The sequence below is a fragment of the Streptomyces sp. NPDC040718 genome (assembly GCF_055593565.1).
In genome coordinates, this window is sequence record NZ_JBVIXO010000004.1 from 256,335 (window position 1) to 272,056 (window position 15,722).

Annotated in this window: 17 protein-coding genes; 6 read left to right on the top strand and 11 right to left on the bottom strand. The window is 74.6% G+C overall.

The genetic code is table 11. The features are described from left to right. The first annotated feature begins 5 nt into the window (after nt 1-5). From ACZ597_RS12710 to ACZ597_RS12730, 5 genes are read left to right on the top strand one after another with little or no spacing between them, the layout of a single operon-like run. Nucleotides 6-1,151, top strand: a complete 1,146-nt coding sequence (locus ACZ597_RS12710) for an ADP-ribosylglycohydrolase family protein (protein WP_471328363.1) — start codon at nt 6-8, stop codon at nt 1,149-1,151. Then, nucleotides 1,148-2,704: an ADP-ribosylglycohydrolase family protein gene (locus tag ACZ597_RS12715; protein WP_471328365.1), complete on the top strand. Its 1,557-nt coding sequence runs from the start codon at nt 1,148-1,150 to the stop codon at nt 2,702-2,704. Before ACZ597_RS12710 ends, ACZ597_RS12715 begins: the two co-directional genes overlap by 4 nt. Next, nucleotides 2,701-3,603, top strand: a complete 903-nt coding sequence (rbsK, locus tag ACZ597_RS12720; RefSeq protein ID WP_471328367.1) for a ribokinase — start codon at nt 2,701-2,703, stop codon at nt 3,601-3,603. The genes ACZ597_RS12715 and rbsK overlap by 4 nt, the downstream gene beginning before the upstream one ends. Then, nucleotides 3,600-4,826 (top strand): CaiB/BaiF CoA transferase family protein, encoded by a 1,227-nt coding sequence (locus tag ACZ597_RS12725; protein WP_471328369.1) that lies wholly within the window; start codon nt 3,600-3,602, stop codon nt 4,824-4,826. The genes rbsK and ACZ597_RS12725 overlap by 4 nt, the downstream gene beginning before the upstream one ends. Then, nucleotides 4,823-5,641 (top strand): HpcH/HpaI aldolase/citrate lyase family protein, encoded by an 819-nt coding sequence (locus tag ACZ597_RS12730; protein ID WP_471328371.1) that lies wholly within the window; start codon nt 4,823-4,825, stop codon nt 5,639-5,641. The genes ACZ597_RS12725 and ACZ597_RS12730 overlap by 4 nt, the downstream gene beginning before the upstream one ends. Before the next feature lie 237 nt (nt 5,642-5,878). On the opposite strand, the gene lgt is transcribed toward ACZ597_RS12730, so the two are convergent. From lgt to hisI, 11 genes are all read right to left on the bottom strand, one after another. Next, nucleotides 5,879-6,880 carry a prolipoprotein diacylglyceryl transferase gene (lgt, locus tag ACZ597_RS12735; protein WP_471328373.1) on the bottom strand — a complete coding sequence of 334 codons (1,002 nt, stop codon included), beginning with the start codon at nt 6,878-6,880 and terminating at the stop codon, nt 5,879-5,881. A gap of 88 nt (nt 6,881-6,968) precedes the next feature. After that, a complete protein-coding gene (locus ACZ597_RS12740; RefSeq protein WP_471328375.1) occupies nt 6,969-7,919 on the bottom strand; it encodes a DsbA family protein in 951 nt (316 codons plus the stop codon). A gap of 95 nt (nt 7,920-8,014) precedes the next feature. Then, nucleotides 8,015-8,845: a tryptophan synthase subunit alpha gene (gene trpA / locus ACZ597_RS12745; RefSeq protein ID WP_471328377.1), complete on the bottom strand. Its 831-nt coding sequence runs from the start codon at nt 8,843-8,845 to the stop codon at nt 8,015-8,017. Beyond that, on the bottom strand, nt 8,842-10,095 hold the full coding sequence (gene trpB / locus ACZ597_RS12750) for a tryptophan synthase subunit beta (RefSeq protein WP_471328379.1): 1,254 nt from the start codon (nt 10,093-10,095) through the stop codon (nt 8,842-8,844). The genes trpA and trpB overlap by 4 nt, the downstream gene beginning before the upstream one ends. A gap of 206 nt (nt 10,096-10,301) precedes the next feature. Then, on the bottom strand, nt 10,302-10,511 hold the full coding sequence (gene trpM, locus ACZ597_RS12755) for a tryptophan biosynthesis modulator TrpM (protein WP_471328381.1): 210 nt from the start codon (nt 10,509-10,511) through the stop codon (nt 10,302-10,304). 8 nt (nt 10,512-10,519) lie between these two features. Then, nucleotides 10,520-11,329 (bottom strand): indole-3-glycerol phosphate synthase TrpC, encoded by an 810-nt coding sequence (gene trpC, locus ACZ597_RS12760; RefSeq protein WP_045950211.1) that lies wholly within the window; start codon nt 11,327-11,329, stop codon nt 10,520-10,522. 181 nt (nt 11,330-11,510) lie between these two features. After that, nucleotides 11,511-12,008 (bottom strand): DUF2752 domain-containing protein, encoded by a 498-nt coding sequence (locus ACZ597_RS12765; protein WP_471328383.1) that lies wholly within the window; start codon nt 12,006-12,008, stop codon nt 11,511-11,513. 68 nt (nt 12,009-12,076) lie between these two features. Then, entirely contained in the window at nt 12,077-12,328 is a 252-nt protein-coding gene (locus ACZ597_RS12770) for an HGxxPAAW family protein (protein WP_362472489.1), read from the bottom strand. Between the two features lie 108 nt (nt 12,329-12,436). Beyond that, on the bottom strand, nt 12,437-13,075 hold the full coding sequence (locus ACZ597_RS12775) for a TIGR02234 family membrane protein (protein ID WP_471328385.1): 639 nt from the start codon (nt 13,073-13,075) through the stop codon (nt 12,437-12,439). A gap of 14 nt (nt 13,076-13,089) precedes the next feature. Next, the gene (locus tag ACZ597_RS12780) at nt 13,090-14,580 is read right to left on the bottom strand and encodes an anthranilate synthase component I (protein ID WP_471328387.1); all 1,491 of its coding nucleotides are present in this window, start codon (nt 14,578-14,580) and stop codon (nt 13,090-13,092) included. Nucleotides 14,581-14,599: 19 nt separating this feature from the next. Next, nucleotides 14,600-14,965 carry a phosphoribosyl-AMP cyclohydrolase gene (gene hisI, locus ACZ597_RS12785; RefSeq protein ID WP_471328389.1) on the bottom strand — a complete coding sequence of 122 codons (366 nt, stop codon included), beginning with the start codon at nt 14,963-14,965 and terminating at the stop codon, nt 14,600-14,602. 84 nt (nt 14,966-15,049) lie between these two features. On the opposite strand from hisI, the gene ACZ597_RS12790 reads away from it, so the two are divergent. Continuing rightward, a complete protein-coding gene (locus ACZ597_RS12790) occupies nt 15,050-15,682 on the top strand; it encodes a TIGR03085 family metal-binding protein (RefSeq protein ID WP_471328392.1) in 633 nt (210 codons plus the stop codon). The last annotated feature ends 40 nt before the right edge of the window (nt 15,683-15,722 follow it).

Here is a 15,722-nt window from a genome sequence, read left to right on the forward strand (position 1 = left end):
CGGGCATGACCCTCACACTGGAGGACCGGTTCACGGGCGCCCTCGTCGGCGCCGCCGTGGGCGACGCGCTCGGCGGACCGGTGGAGGGGTGGTCCCCGGAACAGATCGCCGAACGGCACGGCGGCCGCGTGCACGGCATCGTCGGCCCCTGGTACGAGGACTGGCGCACCGCCCGGCCCATCGCGCCGTACCACAAGGGCGACGGCCACGTCACCGACGACACCCTCATGACGCACGCGCTGGTACGGGTCTACGCGGCCGTACGCGACCACCTGGACGCCTACGCGGTCGCCGAGCACCTCGTGCCGGACCTGATGGGCACCCCCCGCTGGATCCCCGAGCTGGAGGCCGAGGCCCTGCCCCTCCAGCGGATCTTCCTCGCCGAGAAGTGGATCGTGACCCGGCTGCACTACGCGCACGCGGACCCCCGCGAGGCCGGCACCGGCAACATCGTCAACTGCGGTGCGGCGATGTACATGGCGCCGGTCGGCCTGGTCAACGCGGGCAACCCGGCCGCCGCCTACGCCGAGGCGCTGGACCTCGCGGGCGCGCACCAGTCCTCGTACGGGCGCGAGGCGGCCGGGGTCTTCGCGGCGGCCGTGGCGGCCGCTTGCGCCCCGGGGGCGACGGCCGCGTCCGTGGTGGACACCGCGCTCGCCCTGGCCAAGGACGGCACCCGCGACGCCATCGCCGCGGTACGCGAAGTCGCGCCGCGGCACCGGGACTTCGAGTCCGCGCTCGCACCCCTGCGGGCGGCCGTGGCCCCGTACGACTCGGTCGGGCCCGACTACCGCGCGCCCTCCCTCGGCGCCCGGCGCCCCTCGCGCCTGCACTCCGTCGAGGAACTCCCCGTCGCCCTCGGCATGCTGCTGGTCGCGGACGGCCGGTACGAGGCCTCCGTGCTCGGCGCCGTCAACTACGGCCGCGACTGCGACTCCATCGCCACCATGGCCGGGGCGGTCGCCGGCGCCCTGGGCGGGGAGTCCGCGGTGCCGGCCGCGTGGGCCAAGCAGGTCGCCGAGGCCAGCCGGCTCGACCTGCGCGCCCCGGCGGCGGCGCTGGCGGCCGTCGCCCGGGAGGTCTTCGACCGGGACCGGTCCCGCCGGCGCGCCCACGAGGCCGCCTTCGACGCCATCGCCTCACCGCGATGACGGGCTCCTGCGCCGGAGGCGCCCCGGCCACACCCCCGTTCACGGCGCGCCCGGTCACGGCAGGCCCCGCCACCACGGACCCGGCCCGCACAGACCCGGTCACGGCAGGCCCCGCCACCACGGACCCGGCCGCCGAAACCGCCCCGCGCCCCGCCACCGCCCAGGGCGCAGCGGACCGCGTACGCCTCACCTGGGTCCAGCCCGAGGACCTCCTCGGCCACGAGCTGCGCCAGGCCGCGGAGGACGGCCGCGACCCCGGCCCGGCCCTCGCCGCCTGGCTCGCCGCGGGCGGCCGCCCCGCCCCCGCCCGGGCCGGGGCCTCCCCCTCCCCCGCCGCGCCGGGCCTGCGCGCGCTCGCCGCCCGCCTGCTGGACGGCCTCGCGGAGCTCCCCGTCCCCACGGCGGCCGCGGAGCCCACCGACTGGCAGGCCATCCGGGCCGCCCGGCCCGCGGCCCCGCCACCGGCCGCGCGCACGCCGGCCCCCGGGCTGCGCCGCAGGCTGGAGGCCGCCTGGGTCGGCCGGGCCGTCGGCTGCGTACTCGGCAAGCCCGTCGAGAAGCTCCCCCTCGACGGCATCCGGGCCCTCGCCCGCGCCGCCGGGAACTGGCCGCTGGACGACTGGTTCACCGCACGCGGCGTCCCCCCGGAGCTGCTGGCCGCGTACCCGTGGAACCGCCGCTCCGCACCCACCTCCCTCGCCGAGAACATCGACGGCGCGCCCGAGGACGACGACCTGAACCACCCCCTCCTCGGCCTGCTGCTGCTCCAGCGGCACGGCAAGGGCTTCGGCACCGCCGACCTGGCCCGGCTCTGGCTCGACGAGCTCCCCGCCGGCCGCACCTTCACCGCCGAGCGCGTCGCCTACCGCAACCTCCTCCAGGGGCTGGAGCCCCCGCACACGGCCACCCGCCACAACCCGTTCCGCGAGTGGATCGGCGCCCTCATCCGCGCCGACGTCCACGGCTGGACCAACCCCGGCGACCCGGCCGCCGCCGCCGAACAGGCCTGGCGGGACGCCACCCTCACCCACACCGCCAACGGGGTCTACGCCGCCCTCTTCGCCGCCGCCGCCATCGCCGAGGCCGCCGGCGGCCAGGCGGACGTGCACGGCGCGCTGCGGGCCGGGCTGGCCGTCGTACCGCCCGGCTCGCGCCTCGCCGAGGCCGTCCGCTCCGGGATCCGCGCCGCCCGCGAGGAGCCCGACTTCGACCGGGTCGTGGACCGGCTGCACGACCGCTACGGCCGCTACCACTGGGTGCACGCGGTCCCCAACACCGCCCTCGTCGCCGCCGCCCTCACCCACGCCGACGGGGACTTCACCCGCTCCGTCTGCCTCGCGGTCTCCGGCGGCTGGGACACCGACTCCAACGGCGCCACCGCCGGCTCGGTCGCGGGCCTCCTGGCCGGGTCCCCCGACCGGATCCCGGAGCGCTGGACCGCGCCGCTGAAGAACCGCCTCGCCACCACCGTCGCCGGCTTCGACGGCATCGGCTTCGACACCCTCGCCGACCTCACGGACCGGCTCACCACCCAGGAGGCAACCCGCTCATGACGGCCATCGCCGTGCTCGGCAGTACCAACATGGACCTCGTCGCCTACGTGCCCAAGGCCCCCCGGCTCGGGGAGACCGTCACCGGCCGGGAGTTCCGCACGGCCCCCGGCGGCAAGGGCGCCAACCAGGCGGTGGCCGCCGCCCGCCTCGGCGGGGAGGTGGTGATGATCGGCGCCGTCGGGGCGGACGAGTTCGGCGTACGGCTGCGGGCCGGGCTGGCCTCCGCCGGCGTCGAGACCGCCGCGCTGCGCACCGTCGAGGGCGCGAGCGGCACCGCGCACATCACCGTCGACGACGAGGGCGGCAACAGCATCATCGTGGTTCCCGGCGCCAACGCCCGCGTCACCGGTCTGGAGGCGGGCGACGCGTCGCGGATCGGCGCCTCCGACTGCCTGCTGCTCCAGCTGGAACTCCCGCTGGAGGCCGTCCTCGCCGGCGCGGAGGCCGCCCGCGCGCACGGCGTCCGCACCGTCCTCACCCCGGCCCCCGCGCAGCCGCTGCCGGCCGGGCTGCTCGCCGCCACCGACCTGCTGGTCCCGAACGAGCACGAGGCCGCCGCCCTCACCGGGCTCACCGACCCGCACCGGGCCGCGGAGGCGCTGCTGCGCGAGGTGCCGGAGGTGGTGGTCACCCTGGGCGCGGCCGGCTGCCTGTACGCGGCCAGGGGGCGCGAGCCGCTCACGGTGGCGGCGCCCCGGGTCCGGGCGGTGGACACCACCGCCGCCGGGGACACGTTCGTCGGGGCGCTCGCGGTGGCGCTCGGGGAGGGCCGCGCGATGCCCGAGGCGCTGGCGTGGGCCTCGGTGGCGGCGGCGCTGTCCGTCCAGCGGCCGGGGGCGCAGGACTCGATGCCGACCCGCGCCGAGGTGGCGCGGGCGGCGGAAGGGGCGGCGTCATGACGGCCGGCGCCGCCGAGGCCGCCGCCCCCGGCTCTCCCGGCGGGCCGCTGGCGGGGCTGCGCGTACTCGACCTGGCCACCCTGTTCGCCGGGCCGCTGGCCGCCACGCTGCTCGGGGACTTCGGCGCCGAGGTGGTCAAGGTCGAGCACCCGCACCGGCCCGACCCCTCCCGGGGGCACGGTCCGGCCAAGGACGGGGTCGGGCTGTGGTGGAAGCTGCTCGGGCGGAACAAGCGGACGATGACCCTCGACCTGTCCACGCCCGGCGGCCGGGACACCCTGCTGCGGCTGGCCGCCACCGCCGACGTGGTCGTCGAGAACTTCCGGCCCGGCACCCTGGAGAAGTGGGGCCTGGGCTGGCCCGAGCTGTCGGCCGCCAACCCGCGGCTCGTCCTGGCCCGCGTCACGGCCTTCGGCCAGCAGGGCCCGTACGCCCACCGGCCGGGCTTCGGCACCCTCGCGGAGGCGATGAGCGGCTTCGCCGCGATCACCGGGGAGCCGGACGGCCCTCCGACCCTCCCGCCCTTCGGCCTCGCGGACTCCATCGCCGCGCTGACCTGCGCGTACGCGGTGATGACCGCGCTCGCGGGGCGGGACCGGACCGGTCGGGGCCAGGTCGTCGACCTGGCGATCGTCGAGCCGATCCTGACCGTGCTGGGCCCGCACCCGCTCTGGTACGACCAGCTCGGCTACGTCCAGCCCCGCACCGGCAACCGCTCCGCGAACAACGCCCCCCGCAACACCTACCGCAGCGCGGACGGCCGCTGGCTGGCGGTGTCCGCCTCGGCCCAGTCGATCGCGGAGCGCGTGCTGCGGCTCGTCGGCCGGCCGGAGCTGATCGCCGAGCCCTGGTTCGCGACCGGTTCCGGGCGGGCCGCGCACGCGGAGGTCCTCGACAGGGCGGTCGGCGGCTGGATCGCCCGGCACAAGGCCGACGAGGTGGTCGCGGCCTTCGAGGAGGCCGAGGCCGCCGTCGCCCCGGTCTACGACGTCCGGGACGTGATGGCCGATCCGCAGTTCGCGGCCCTCGACACGGTCACCGAGGTCGAGGACCCCGAACTCGGGCCGATCCGCATGCAGAACGTCCTCTTCCGGCTGTCCGGGACCCCCGGCGGGATCCGCTGGGCCGGCCGCCCGCACGGCGCGGACACCGAATCCGTCCTGACCGAGCTCGGCCTCACCGGGGCCGAGATCTCCGCTCTCCGCCTGGAGGGGGCCCTGTGATCCTGACCTGGCTCTACGCGCCCGGGGACCGCCCGGAGGTGGTGGCCAAGGCCCTGCGCAGCGGGGCCGACGCCGTCATCGTCGACTTGGAGGACTCGGTGTCGGCCTCGCGCAAGGAGTACGCCCGCGCGGCCACCGCCGACCTGCTGACCGAGCGGCCGCCGGTCCCCGTCCACGTCCGCGTCAACGCCCTCGGCTCCCCCTGGTCGGGCGCCGACCTCACCGCGCTGGCCCGGCTGCACGGGCTCGCGGGCCTGCGTCTGCCGAAGATCGACGCGCCGGATCAGATCACCCGGGTCGCGGACCGCACGGGAGGGGTGGCGCTGTACGCGCTGCTGGAGTCCGCGCTGGGGGTGGAGAGGGCGTACGAGATCGCGCGCGCCCATCCTTCCCTGCAAGGGCTGACGCTGGGCGAGGCGGACCTCTGCGCGGACCTCGGCGTCTGCGCGGAGGGCGGGCTGGACTGGCCGCGTTCCAGGGTCGTCGTGGCCGCCCGGGCCGCCGGGCTGGCGCCGCCGGCCCAGTCGGTCTTCCCGGACATCCGGGACCTGGAGGCACTGGCCGCCTCCTGCGCCCGGGGCCGGGCCCTCGGCTTCCTCGGCCGTGCGGCGATCCACCCCCGCCAGCTCCCGGTGATCGAGCGGGCCTTCCTCCCCGGGCCGGAGGAGGTCACCGCCGCCGAGGAGATCGTCACCGCGGCCCGAGCCACCCCCGGCGCCCTCGCCCTCCCGGACGGCCGCTTCGTCGACCCCGCGGTAGTGGCCGCCGCCCACCGCACCCTGTCCCTCGCCCGGCGCAGCCCAGCCCCTTCCTGACGCGCTCCGGCCGTCGCACGCTGCGCGGGGCCGGTCCCCCACCCGCCCTTCCACCGTTCCCGGGGGCTCCGCCCCAGACCCCGCGCCTCAATCGCCGGCGGGGCTGATTTCAGCCCCGCCGGCGATTGAGGCGCGGGCGCGGCAGCGCCGTGCAGTAAGCCGTACCCGGCGCGGACGGGCCGGGTACGGCGGAGGGGGCGCCGCGATGTGCGCGGCGCCCCCTCCGGTACGACCCGTTCAGCTCTTGTCGGCCTCCGCGGCCTTCGTGAGGCTGGTGGCCGGCTTCGCCGCATCGGCGTCGGCCGGAGCGGCATCGCCCTTGGCGTCCGCCGGCACGGCCTTGACATCGGCCTTGGCATCCGCCGGGACGGCCTCGGCATCGGCGCCGGCCGGGACGGCCTTTGCAGCCTCACCCGAACCGCCGGAGGCCGTCGGCTCGACGACCGCCTCGCGCCCCGGGCGCAGCTTCGACGAGAGCACGAAGTACACCACCGCGAGCACGAACACCACGATCGCGGTCCACACGTTCAGCCGCAGGCCCAGGATCTGGTGCGCCTCGTCGACGCGCATGTACTCGATCCACACGCGCCCGGAGCAGTACGCCGCCACGTACAGGGCGAACGCCCGCCCGTGCCCCAGCTTGAAGCGCCGGTCGGCCCAGATGACCAGCGCGGCCACGCCCAGGCACCACAGGGACTCGTAGAGGAAGGTCGGGTGGTAGGTGCCGGCTTCGCGGTTCGGGCCTTCGCTGATCTTCAGCGCCCACGGCAGGTCGGTCGCGCGGCCGTACAGCTCCTGGTTGAACCAGTTGCCCCAGCGTCCGAAGGCCTGGGCGATGGCGATGCCCGGGGCGAGCGCGTCGGCCCAGGCGGGCAGCGGGATGCCGCGCAGCCGGCAGCCGATCCAGGCGCCGACCGCGCCGAGCGCGATCGCGCCCCAGATGCCGAGGCCGCCCTCCCAGATCTTGAAGGCGTCGACCCAGTCCCGGCCTTCGCCGAAGTAGAGCTGGTAGTCGGTGATCACGTGGTAGAGGCGACCGCCGACCAGGCCGAAGGGCACCGCCCACACGGCGATGTCCGCGACCGTGCCCGGCTTTCCGCCGCGCGCGATCCACCGCTTGTTGCCGAGCCAGACGGCGACGAAGACGCCGATGATGATGCAGAACGCGTAGCCGCGCAGCGGGATCGGTCCGAGATGGATCACGCCGGTCGACGGGCTGGGGATGTAAGCAAGGTCCATGGCAGACCTGACGCTACCCTGCCGGGCGGTACGCACCGCAACCCGCCCGGCAAGCTGAAACCAAAACCACACACGGCGCGGCCGCCGCTCAGCCTCCCGAGCCGGCCCCCGTCCCGGTCCCCGAACCCGCCCGGGAGCCGGAAGCGGAACCGGATCCGGCGGCCGGGGAGCCCTTGGTGCCGGTCTTGGAGCCGCCGTTCCCGGAGGCGGACGCGGAGGGGGACGGCGACGGCGGGGCAGCGGTCTTGCCGCCGGTGCCCTCGACCTTCTCCTTCAGCTTCTGCGGGGTCAGCGGATTGGCCTGGTCGGAGAAGATGTCCTTGCCGTCGAGCAGCACGGTGGGGGTGCCGCGGAACTTTCCGTCGCGGAAGGCCTCGTGCGACTTGCCCACCCAGCTGTTGTGGGTGCCGTCCTCCACGCAGGAGCGGAAGGCGGGGGTGTCCAGCCCGTCGACCTTGCCCGCCAGCTCCAGGAGCTTGGCGTTCTTGCCGAAGGCGTCGTCGGTCTCCTGCGGCTGGTTCTGGAAGAGGACGTCGTGGTACGCGGAGAACTTGCCGGCGTCCTGGGCGCAGGCGGCGGCGTTCGCCCCCTTCAGGGAGCCGGTGCCGCCCATGTTCCCGTCGATGAGGGTGACCAGGTGGTACTCGACCTTGAGCAGCCCCTTGGCCTCCAGGTCGTGGATGGTGGTGCGGTAGTTGTCCTCGAAGGCCTTGCAGGCGGGGCAGCGGAAGTCCTCCCACACGGTGAGGGTGGACTTGGCCCCGTCCTTGCCGGTCTGGATGGCGAGAGCGTCCTTGCCGGTGGCTCCGGAGGGCGCGGCCACCGGGCCGGCCTTGGCGGACTTGTCGCCCTTGCCCGCGTTGGCCGCGATCACGCCTACGACGGCTGCCAGGCCGAGCACGCCGACGACGGCTCCCGCCACCAGGAAGGTCCGCCGGCGCTTGTCCCGGGTCTTCTGCCGCTCGCGCTCCTCCTGGAGTCGCTCCCGGGCCGATCGTTTCGTCGCATCGCGGTTCGCACCGTCGTTCTTCTCGCTCACGTTCGGCCAAACGAAGCGGGGAGGCACTCGCGTGCCTCCCCGACGTCGAATCCACCCGATCGGGCTACAGAACCTCGTCCTGGGCCCGTCGCGGGTCAGGACCTGCGTACGCCTTCCGCAAGCTCGCCCGCCAGTGCCCGTACGGCCGACAGGCCCGCCGGCAGGTCCGGGGCGTCCAGGAGCAGCTTCACGAAGGCCGAGCCGACGATCACACCGTCGGCGAAGCCGGCGACCTGCTTGGCCTGCACGGCGTTGGAGACGCCCAGGCCCACGCAGACCGGGAGGTCGGTGGTCGTGCGGGTGCGGCGCACCAGCTCCTGGGCCTCGTTGCCGACGGACTCGCGGGTGCCGGTGACGCCCATGAGGGAGGCGGCGTAGACGAAGCCGGAGCCGGCGGCGGTGATGGTCGCCAGGCGCTCGTCCTTGCTGCTGGGGGCCACGACGAAGACGGTCGCCAGACCGTGCTCGGCGGCGTGTTCCCGCCACAGCGCGGACTCCTGGACCGGCAGGTCGGGCAGGATGCAGCCCGCGCCGCCGGCGGCGGCCAGCTCGGCGGTGAACCGCTCGACGCCGTAGCGGTCGATGGGGTTCCAGTACGTCATGACCAGGATCGGGACCCCGGTGGCCTCGAAGGCCTCGCGGACGGTGCGCAGCACGTCGGCGATCTTGACGCCGCCGCGCAGGGCGATGTCGTCGGCGGTCTGGATGACTGCGCCGTCCAGGACCGGGTCGCTGTGCGGCAGGCCGATCTCGACGATGTCGGCGCCGCCCGCGATGACCGCCTTGACGGCCTCGATGCCGCCGTCGACGGTCGGGAAGCCGGCCGGGAGGTAGGCGACGAGGGCCGCGCGGTCCTCGGACTTGGCCTTGGCGAGGGTCGCGCCCAGCAGTTCCAGGCGGCCGGTCTTCTCGTTGGCGGTGCTCACTTGTTCTCCCCCTCGGGCTCCGTGCCGTCGTACAGCCCGAAGTAGCGGGCGGCCGTGTCCATGTCCTTGTCGCCGCGGCCGGACAGGTTGACCACGATCAGGCCGTCCTTGCCCAGCTCCTTGCCCAGGTCGAGGGCGCCGGCGAGGGCGTGTGCCGACTCGATGGCCGGGATGATGCCCTCGGTGCGCGACAGCAGGCGCAGGGCCTGCATGGCGGCGTCGTCGGTGACGGCGCGGTACTCGCCGCGGCCGGTGTCCTTGAGGTAGGAGTGCTCGGGGCCGATGCCCGGGTAGTCCAGGCCGGCGGAGATGGAGTAGGGCTCGGTGATCTGGCCCTCCTCGTCCTGGAGGACGTAGCTGCGGGAGCCGTGCAGGATGCCGGGCTCGCCCGCGGTGAGGGTGGCGGCGTGCTCGCCGGTCTCCACACCGTGTCCGGCGGGCTCGAAACCGACCAGGCGGACGTCCGCGTCGGGGATGAAGGCGTGGAAGAGGCCGATGGCGTTGGAGCCGCCGCCGACGCAGGCGGCGACGGCGTCGGGGAGCCGGCCGGCGCGCTCGACGATCTGGCGGCGGGCCTCGACGCCGATGACGCGGTGGAAGTCGCGGACCATGGCGGGGAAGGGGTGGGGGCCGGCGACGGTGCCGAAGAGGTAGTGGGTCTGGTCCACGTTGGCGACCCAGTCGCGGAACGCCTCGTTGATGGCGTCCTTGAGGGTCCGGGAGCCGGACTTCACGGCGATGACCTCGGCGCCGAGCATGCGCATGCGGGCCACGTTGAGGGCCTGGCGCTGGGTGTCGATCTCGCCCATGTAGATGGTGCAGTCGAGGCCGAAGAGGGCGCAGGCGGTGGCGGTGGCCACGCCGTGCTGGCCGGCGCCGGTCTCGGCGATGACGCGGGTCTTGCCCATGCGCTTGGTGAGCAGCGCCTGGCCCAGCACGTTGTTGATCTTGTGCGAGCCCGTGTGGTTGAGGTCCTCGCGCTTGAGGAAGATCCGGGCGCCGCCCGCGTGCTCGGCGAACCGGGGCACCTCGGTCAGGGCGCTGGGCCGGCCGGTGTAGTTGACCATGAGGTCGTTGAGCTCGGCGGCGAAGGCCGGGTCGCCCTTGGCCTTCTCGTACTCGACGGCGACCTCGTCCACGGCGGCGACGAGGGCCTCCGGGATGAACTTGCCGCCGAAGTCACCGAAGTAGCCCTCGGCGTTGGGGACGTGACCCTCCGGGTCCGGGATGAAGAACGAGCTGGTGGACATGTGCCACTACTCCTACGGGTACGGAATGCGAGGCTTCGCTCGACGCGGGCTGGATGCACCGTATTGCGCCGCCGGTCCACGGCCCGCGCACCCCGCTGAGGGGTGGGCGGAGCAGGGACGCGCCGGCCCGCGCCCACGAACGGGCGGGGCCGTACGCAGCCGTCCGTGCCCGGTACGTCAGGGGTACCGGGCCGGGAGGGCCGCTGTCACGGCGCGACCGCGCCGCGCCATCGCATGCCGTTGACCTGTCCGGGCTCGGACCCGATCACGTAGCGCACCCGCCTGCCGTGCACGCGGCGGGCCGGGGCGCGGCAGCCGCGGGGGCGGCAGCCGCGCGCCAGCGGCGCGTGCGCCGTCGGCACGCCGGCCGGGCCGTGGCCCGGGCGGGTGCGGACGGAGGAGGAGGCGGGAGGCATGGGAGTGGTCAGCTCCGCCCGTGACGCAGGGCGGGGTGGGCGCCGGCGGCGACGAGGTCGGCCACGGCCGCCTTCGGGTCGCGGCCGGTGACCAGGGACTCTCCGACGAGGACCGCGTCGGCGCCCTCGTTGGCGTAGGCGATCAGGTCGTGCGGTCCGCGGATGCCGGACTCGGCGACCTTCACGATGTGGGGCGGGATCTCTCCGACGACCCGCTCGAAGGTGGAGCGGTCGACCTTGAGGTCCTTCAGGTTGCGCGCGTTGACGCCGATGATCTTGGCGCCGGCGGCGACGGCACGCTCGATCTCCTCCTCGTCGTGCACCTCGACGAGCGGGGTGAGACCGATGGACTCGGCCCGCTCGATGAGGGAGACCAGGGCCTCCTGATCCAGGGCGGCGACGATCAGCAGCACGAGGTCGGCGCCGTAGGCGCGGGCCTCCCACAGCTGGTACGCCGTGACGATGAAGTCCTTGCGCAGGATCGGGATGTCCACGCGGGCGCGGACGGCCTCCAGGTCGGCGAGCGAGCCGCCGAAGCGGCGCTGCTCGGTGAGGACGGAGATGACCGCCGCCCCGCCGGCCTCGTAGTCGGCGGCGAGCCCGGCCGGATCCGCGATCGCGGCCAGCGCGCCCTTGGAGGGGCTGGAGCGCTTGACCTCGCAGATCACCTTGACGCCGTCGCCACGCAGGGCGGCGACGCCGTCCTTGGCCTGGGGCGCCTTGGCGGCACGCTCCTTGAGCTCGTCGAGGCTCACGCGGGCCTGCCGTTCGGCAAGGTCTTCGCGGACCCCTTCGATGATCTCGTCGAGCACACTCACGCGAGCGGCCCCCTTCCGGGTTGATGACGGTCGGCCGCCTTGCAGACACGTTCCACTGCAAGGTCAGCACTCAAATGGTATCCGCAGGCCGCCGGGGCCTCCGCACGGACTTCCCGGTTTCCCAGGGACTGGACATTCGGAACATGGCCTTCCCGTGGTTCCCGCCAGGCTTCCGCCGGGGTCAGGGGGCCAAGGCGGAGCCGAATGGGAGGTTCCGGACAATCGAGAAAGCCAGCACCACGGCCCCCACGCCCCACCACCAGGCCGGCCGCAGGGCGATCCGGGGGACCGGGCCGCCGCGGACGGCCCGCAGCAGCCACAGGGCCGTGAAGGCGGCGAAGACGAGGTAGCCGGCCACCGCCACCGCATTGGCGCCCACGGCGGCCGCCAGGTCTCCGGTGGCGAAGGCGTGCGCACTGCGCAGCCCGCCGCAGCCGGGGCACAGCACCCCGGTCAGCCGGAACAGCGGGCAGACCGGATAGTGCCCGGGTTCGTTGGGGTCCACGGCGCCCACGTACGCGAAAGCCGCCACGGCCCCCGCCAGGGTCAGTACGGGTGCGGCCCGCCGCCGGGCCCCGGAGGCCCCTACGGGCGCCCGGTCGGACGGCAGCGGCTCCCGGGGGCCCGTCTGCGGGGCGTCGGTACGAGAGGCGTCCACCCGCTGATTCTCTCCGCTCATGACAAAAGGCGCAGCCCGACGGGGCCGCGCCTTTCGAACAGCGGACCGGCAGACCCGCGGGATCGCGCTCAGACCTTGGCGGGAACCCGGTTGGCGGCGATGACCTCGGCGAGGTCGCGGTGGGCGGCCTTGGGCGCGCCCATGCCGGCGGCCCGCATCGCCATGCCGACCACACCGCCGAGCGCGACGACGACCAGGCCCGCCCAGAACCCGAGCGGGTTCGCCAGCACCATGAAGGCGCCGGATACGCAGAAACCGATGAAGGCGATGACGACACCGGTCCAGGCGGCCGGGGTGTGTCCGTGGCTCGTGCCCGCCATGAGTTGCTCCTCGTTGCTCTGTCTCGCGTGCGGTGCCGCACGCTCGCTGTCATTGTCCCGCACGACGCCGCCGGATTCTCCAGTGGGTGGCGATCTCCGGCGGCCGGTCTAGCGGGTGGGGTCCTCGCCGCGGTCCAGCGCCTTCCACAGGTCCTCCGGCCGGTCCGGGTCCACCGGGGCCGGGGTGCGCCCGCGGGGCCTCCCGTCGCGCTCGTAGCGGCCTCCCATCGCGGGCCAGCCGCTGCCGAACCGCAGCGCGAGCAGTCCCGCGAGCAGGATCAGGGCAGCCCCGGAGGCGGTGACGTACGGCCACGCCGTATGGGACAGCTCCACCACCCGGGCGGCGGTGTCGGCCGTCGCCGTGGCGGCCCGCTCGTCCAGCGCGCGCCGGTCGTCGGCGGCGGCCACCGCGGCCAGGGCCGCGCCCAGGCCGCTCAGCGCGAGCAGCCCGGAGACCAGCAGCCGCCCCCGGCCCCGTACGGCGAACACGGCGACCAGGGCCGCGAGGCCGACGATGGCCAGGGCCGCCGGAAGGCCCGTGACGGCCCGCCCGTCCGCGGTCAGGGGCAGGGTCCCGCCCCCGATGGAGGCACTGCCCCGGGCCCAGGTGCGACCGGAGGCGAGCAGGACGACGGTGGCGCCGAGCGCGCCGAGCAGCAGGGCGACGGCCACCGTGCGGCGGCCGGTGCTGCTCTCGGGGGCCTCGGCCTCGCTGTGGGGGTGGGGTACGGCACTCACGTACCCCACTATCCCTTACGGCCTCAGGCGCGGTGGAGGCGGTTCGCCGCTCCCACGGCGCGGAGCACGGCCGCCGCCTTGTTGCGGCACTCGAGGTCCTCCATCTCGGGCACCGAGTCCGCGACCACGCCCGCCCCGGCCTGCACGTACGCCGTGCCGTCGCGCAGCAGCGCGGTGCGGATGGCGATGGCCGTGTCGGAGTCCCCCGCGAAGTCGAGGTAGCCGACGCAGCCGCCGTAGAGGCCGCGCCGGGAGGGCTCCAGCTCCTCGATGATCTGCATGGCGCGCGGCTTGGGCGCGCCGGAGAGGGTGCCGGCGGGGAAGCAGGCGGTGAGCACGTCGAAGGCGGTCCTGCCCTCGGCGACCCGGCCGGTGACGGTGGAGACGATGTGCATGACGTGCGAGTAGCGCTCGATGCTCATGAAGTCGACGACCTCGACGGAGCCCGGCTCGCAGACCCGGCCCAGGTCGTTGCGGCCCAGGTCGACGAGCATGAGGTGCTCGGCGCGCTCCTTGGGGTCGGCCAGCAGCTCCTCGGCGAGGTCGTTGTCCTCCTGCGGGGTCGCGCCCCGGTGCCGGGTGCCCGCGATCGGGTGGACCATGGCCCGGCCGTCCTCGACCTTGACCAGCGCCTCGGGGCTGGACCCGACCACGTCGAAGCCGTTCTCGAAGCGGAAGAGGTACATGTACGGGGACGGGTTGGTGGCCCGCAGCACCCGGTAGACGTCCAGCGCGGAGGCCCGGCAGGGGGTCTCGAACCGCTGCGAGGGCACCACCTGGAAGGCCTCGCCGGCCCGGATGCGCTCCTTCACGTCCTCCACGGCGGCCTGGTACTTCTCGCCGCCCCACAGCGCGGAGAACTCCGGCAGCTCCGAGGCGGGCAGCGGGGCCGGGGCGTACGGCGCGGGCCGCCCGAGGTCGGCCTCCATGGCGTCGAGCCGGGCTACGGCGTCGGCGTAGGCCTCGTCGACCCCGGAGTCCAGGTCGTTGTGGTTGATCGCGTTGGCGATCAGCTGGACCGTGCCGTCCCAGTGGTCGAGGACCGCCAGGTCGGAGGTGAGGAGCATGGTCAGCTCGGGGAGCTGCAGGTCGTCCTCGGTGTGGTCGCCGATGCGCTCCAGCCGGCGGACGATGTCGTAGCCCAGGTAGCCCACCATGCCGCCGGTGAAGGGCGGCATGCCGCCCGCGAGGTCGCGGGGAGTGTGCAGGGCCTCGACGGTGGCGCGCAGCGCGTCCAGGGGGTCGCCCTCCGTGGGGACGCATACGGGCGGGGTGCCGATCCAGTGCGCCTGGCCGTCCTTGACGGTGAGGGTGGAGTCGCTGCGGACGCCGACGAAGGAGTAGCGGGACCAGGAACGGCCGTTCTCGGCGGATTCCAGCAGGAAGGTGCCGGGGCGTTCGGCGGCCAGCTTCCGGTAGAGCCCGACGGGTGTGTCCCCGTCGGCGAGAAGCCGGCGGCTCACGGGGATGACGCGGCGGTCGGCCGCGAGCTTGCGGAACGTCTCGAGATCCATGGGATGGGGCCCTAACTGGCTATTTGGCATCACTGAAAAGGACATCGTCGTCGAAGCAGGTGCGGGCACCCGTGTGGCAGGCGGCACCGACCTGGTCGACCTTGACGAGCACGGTGTCCGCGTCGCAGTCGAGGGCGACGGACTTCACGTACTGGAAGTGGCCGGAGGTGTCCCCCTTGACCCAGTACTCCTGCCTGCTGCGGGACCAGTAGGTGCAGCGGCCGGTGGTGAGGGTGCGGTGCAGGGCCTCGTCGTCCATCCAGCCGAGCATGAGCACCTCACCGGTGTCGTACTGCTGGGCGATGGCCGGAACCAGGCCGTCCGCGGAGCGCTTGAGGCGGGCGGCGACGGCGGGGTCGAGGGAGGACGTACTCATGCGCCCCATTGTGCCGCGCGGAAGGACCCGTTACGGATCACCGTCCGCCTGATGAGCAGCCGGGCGGCGGGCCGCGGCCGTAGGCTGGCCCGCATGTCTACCCATGCGAAGCGTGAACGCCTGCTGCTGGCGGACCTTTTGGAGGCGGCGGGACCGGAGGCGCCGACGCTGTGCGACGGCTGGACCTGCCGGGAGCTGGCGGCGCACGTGGTGGTGCGCGAGCGCCGCCCGGACGCGGCGGGCGGGCTGCTGCTGAACGTGCTGAAGGACCGCCTCGACCGGGCGATGGCCGAGTACACGGCCAAGCCGTACGAGGAGCTCATCCAGCTGATCCGCACCGGCCCGCCGAAGCTGTCCGTGTACGCGCTGAAGCAGATCGACGAGGCGGCGAACGCCGTGGAGTTCTACGTCCACGCGGAGGACGTGCGGCGCGCCCAGCCGGACTGGTCGCCGCGGACGCTGGACCCGGTGTTCTCGGACGCCCTCTGGTCCCGGCTGGAGAAGCTGGCCCGGCTGACGGGACGCCGCTCGCCGGTGGGCCTGGTGCTGCGCCGCCCGGACGGGCGCACGGCGGTGGCGCACAAGGGCGTTCCGGTCGTGACGGTGACCGGGGAGCCCGGTGAGCTGACGCTGTTCTGCTTCGGCCGGCAGAACTCGGCCGCGGTGGAGCTGGACGGCGAGAAGGAGGCCGTCGCGAAGCTGACGGTGGCCCAGCTGGGCATCTGAGGTCCGGTTCCGGCCGCCCCGCGCGGGGCGGCCGGAACCG

Bases quoted from the DNA above. Each gene is read 5' to 3' on its own strand.
- ACZ597_RS12710 (WP_471328363.1), top strand. From the start codon at position 6: ATGACCCTCACACTGGAGGACCGGTTCACGGGCGCCCTCGTCGGCGCC.
- ACZ597_RS12715 (WP_471328365.1), top strand. From the start codon at position 1,148: ATGACGGGCTCCTGCGCCGGAGGCGCCCCGGCCACACCCCCGTTCACG.
- rbsK (WP_471328367.1), top strand. From the start codon at position 2,701: ATGACGGCCATCGCCGTGCTCGGCAGTACCAACATGGACCTCGTCGCC.
- ACZ597_RS12725 (WP_471328369.1), top strand. From the start codon at position 3,600: ATGACGGCCGGCGCCGCCGAGGCCGCCGCCCCCGGCTCTCCCGGCGGG.
- lgt (WP_471328373.1), bottom strand. From the start codon at position 6,880: ATGGACCTTGCTTACATCCCCAGCCCGTCGACCGGCGTGATCCATCTC.
- trpB (WP_471328379.1), bottom strand. From the start codon at position 10,095: ATGTCCACCAGCTCGTTCTTCATCCCGGACCCGGAGGGTCACGTCCCC.
- trpM (WP_471328381.1), bottom strand. From the start codon at position 10,511: ATGCCTCCCGCCTCCTCCTCCGTCCGCACCCGCCCGGGCCACGGCCCG.
- ACZ597_RS12765 (WP_471328383.1), bottom strand. From the start codon at position 12,008: ATGAGCGGAGAGAATCAGCGGGTGGACGCCTCTCGTACCGACGCCCCG.
- ACZ597_RS12770 (WP_362472489.1), bottom strand. From the start codon at position 12,328: ATGGCGGGCACGAGCCACGGACACACCCCGGCCGCCTGGACCGGTGTC.
- ACZ597_RS12780 (WP_471328387.1), bottom strand. From the start codon at position 14,580: ATGGATCTCGAGACGTTCCGCAAGCTCGCGGCCGACCGCCGCGTCATC.
- hisI (WP_471328389.1), bottom strand. From the start codon at position 14,965: ATGGGGCGCATGAGTACGTCCTCCCTCGACCCCGCCGTCGCCGCCCGC.
- ACZ597_RS12790 (WP_471328392.1), top strand. From the start codon at position 15,050: ATGTCTACCCATGCGAAGCGTGAACGCCTGCTGCTGGCGGACCTTTTG.